We start from the raw sequence: 2,924 nt of genomic DNA on the forward strand, positions 1-2,924 counted from the left end.
TATCTGCTCAATACTGAGTTGAGTCTGGGTTTGAACTTGGTATTGTTGAAATAAAAATACGGCAAACCCGACAATGGCAATAATAGATAGAATTCCTACCTTATGCTTTATTTTTAATTTATGAGCAATATCCATATTTCCCACCATTCACATCGAGATTATTACGTACTATGTCAATACGTTAGGTATTTTTATCTGTGAAATTAGTATAGTTCAGATTTTTTTAAGTGATGAACGGATGAGAGATAATTTAAGCGAATGGAAATAATTCAAAGAGTTGGCGAAATAAAAAAAAGAGCCGGTAAAACTGGCTCTTTAATCAAGGTGTTTGCGTTTGAAAATTAACGAGTTCCGTACACCACGATAGTTTTACCATGGGCAGAAATTAAATTCTGCTCTTCGAGCATCTTCAAAATACGTCCCACAGTTTCACGAGAACAGCCTACAATTTGGCCGATCTCTTGACGGGTGATTTTGATTTGCATGCCATCTGGGTGCGTCATTGCATCAGGTTGTTTCGCTAGGTTGAGTAGCGTTTGTGCAATACGACCCGTCACGTCTAGGAAGGCTAAATCACCCACTTTTTGACTGGTGACTTGTAGACGTCGAGAAATTTGTGCAGACAGACGCATTAAGATGTCTGGGTTCACTTGGATAAGCTGACGGAATTTCTTAAATGAAATTTCCGCAACTTCACAAGGAGATTTTGCACGAACCCAAGCAGTACGCTCTTGGTCTTCTTCGAATAGACCAAGTTCACCGATAAAGTCACCTTGGTTTAGGTAAGAGAGGATCATCTCTTTACCTTCTTCGTCTTTAATCAATACCGCTACCGAGCCTTTGACGATGTAGTACAGCGTCTCTGCTTTTTCGCCCGCATGAATCAACGTGCTTTTCGATGGGTATTTATGAATATGACAGTGTGAAAGAAACCACTCTAGTGTTGGATCGGTTTGAGGTTTACCTAGAACCATAATATCTCACTTCCTCTGCAGGGTACGCTTGCCGCTTTCCATATTGTAGCTAAGCCTAAAATAAGCTTACTAGGATAAGAGCACTTTCCAAATGCTGCAAGCTAACTTGTGTTTCGGTTAAGGATAGTATCCTTTTTCAGAAACGATTTCTTGATTTTAATCGTGTCAGTGGCATGATTTTTTACGCAAAACTGTGCACATGATCACGGTATGAAAAGTAACCGTCAACTTGTCCGATCACTTAGCCAATTTTACCTGTTTCAATCAATTGCTGCAGGATCGGTCTGACGATCAATTCCATCGCAAAACTCATCTTGCCACCCGGTACCACAATGGTGTTGTGGCGCGACATAAAAGAGCCATCAATCATGGCGAGCAGATAGGGGAAATCAACATTCTTTATGCCGCGCAGGCGGATCACGACGAAGCTTTCATCTAAACTAGGGATGCCCTTGGCGTTAAGTGGGTTTGAAGTATCAACCGTCGGTACCCGTTGGAAGTTGATGTGAGTTCGTGAGAATTGGGGGGTGATGTAATTGAGGTAATCATCCATCGAACGGACGATGGAATCCATCACCGCTTCACGTGAATGGCCTCGATCACGAGTATCACGCACGTACTTTTGTATCCACTCAAGGTTAACGATTGGCACCATGCCTATCAAAAAATCGACATGCTGCGCGACGTTTACATCACCATCGACTACACCGCCATGAAGACCTTCGTAAAACATCACATCCGAGTTTTCCGGTAAATCTTGCCAAGGAGTAAAGGTGCCGGGCATTTGATTGTAGGGCACAGCTTCGTCAAAAGAGTGTAGATAGCGGCGAACTTGGCCTGTGCCTAATTTCCCATATTGGCGGAAAAATTCTTCCAATGCAGGAAAATCATTGGCTTGTGGACCAAAGTAACTGATGTGCTTCCCTTGTTCGCGCGCTTTACGAATTTCCACATCCATTTCTGGCCGTGTAAAACGATGGAAGCTATCCCCTTCAACCCATGCTGGTTTAATGTTCATCATATTGAACATTTTGCGAAAGGCTTCTGAGGTCGTAGTTGTACCGGCACCGGACGAGCCGGTGACAGCGATAATTGGATGTTTTGCTGACATGACAAACCCTGTCTGTATGTAACGTACTTGTTATCGATGGCTGCAATATAGCACGAAAAGAGTAGATTGTTTTGAGCTGAAATTATTTACGCAATTGAATATCCACACTTTCATGCAACTCAGAATAGACGATGATCGCTTCCCCTGTTGCGAGCTGTTTCTTTATTTGCTCGATTTTTTGCTGCAATGGTACTTCCTGCTCTCCGTAATCAGTACCTTCGCGTAATACAAACGTTTCAATCAAATTATCCAGTGTTTCAGGCGCAATGTGCTGCCAAGGAATAAGCATGACGACCTCTTAAACTGTCATGGAGAAAAGGGTATCGATTTAAAGCGATATGTGATTAATCATGCGTTGCATTGATGGTCAATAGGGTTGCCGTGACGCAGGTTTTCGTAATAGGTTGGAAGTGCTTCTTCGAGCCAAAAGTTAGGCTTAAGCGCGCTACCGCTGAGAAAACCGACATGGCCACCTTGGGTAAATAAGCGGTAATGGATATTCTCTGGTAAAGAAAATTTGGGGATCACGGCATCCGTCATAAAGGGATCATCTTGCGCTTGAATGATTTGTAGCGGCACGCGAATTTGTGTCAGCTTTGAAAGGCCTGAGCACTGCTGGTAGTAATCCTGCGCATCTTGAAAACCATGCAAAGGCGCGGTGATGAGATCGTCAAATTCGTAAAGTTTTTTGATGTGTTTAATTTGATGGTTAGAAATACCTAACTCATTATGTAAAAGATGCTGTTTCTTTAGTGCATTTTTTTTCAATGATGTCAGTAAGTAAGCGCGATAAACCTTTGAAAATCCCTGTTCAATGCGTGTGGAACACGCTGCCAGAT

At 42.6% G+C, this 2,924-nt stretch carries 3 protein-coding genes and 1 pseudogene; all 4 read right to left on the minus strand.

Features of this window, described 5'->3' with window-relative positions; translation table 11 throughout:
• Window positions 1-341: 341 nt before the first annotated feature.
• Window positions 342-974 carry a cAMP-activated global transcriptional regulator CRP gene (crp, locus tag AACT21_RS08480; protein WP_010318741.1) on the minus strand — a complete coding sequence of 211 codons (633 nt, stop codon included), beginning with the start codon at window positions 972-974 and terminating at the stop codon, window positions 342-344.
• 241 nt (window positions 975-1,215) lie between these two features.
• Window positions 1,216-2,085, minus strand: a complete 870-nt coding sequence (locus AACT21_RS08485) for a phosphoribulokinase (protein WP_010318742.1) — start codon at window positions 2,083-2,085, stop codon at window positions 1,216-1,218.
• 82 nt (window positions 2,086-2,167) lie between these two features.
• Window positions 2,168-2,374, minus strand: coding sequence for a YheU family protein (locus tag AACT21_RS08490; RefSeq protein ID WP_010318743.1), 207 nt, complete (start codon window positions 2,372-2,374; stop codon window positions 2,168-2,170).
• Window positions 2,375-2,433: 59 nt separating this feature from the next.
• A pseudogene (locus AACT21_RS08495) lies at window positions 2,434-2,924 on the minus strand (hydrolase); the annotation flags it as partial.

Origin of the sequence: Vibrio sp. V08_P9A1T1 (assembly GCF_963874405.1) — a bacterium.
In the GTDB taxonomy this organism is placed as follows: Bacteria; Pseudomonadota; Gammaproteobacteria; order Enterobacterales; family Vibrionaceae; genus Vibrio; species Vibrio anguillarum.

Bases quoted from the DNA above. Each gene is read 5' to 3' on its own strand.
- crp (WP_010318741.1), bottom strand. From the start codon at position 974: ATGGTTCTAGGTAAACCTCAAACCGATCCAACACTAGAGTGGTTTCTT.
- AACT21_RS08485 (WP_010318742.1), bottom strand. From the start codon at position 2,085: ATGTCAGCAAAACATCCAATTATCGCTGTCACCGGCTCGTCCGGTGCC.
- AACT21_RS08490 (WP_010318743.1), bottom strand. From the start codon at position 2,374: ATGCTTATTCCTTGGCAGCACATTGCGCCTGAAACACTGGATAATTTG.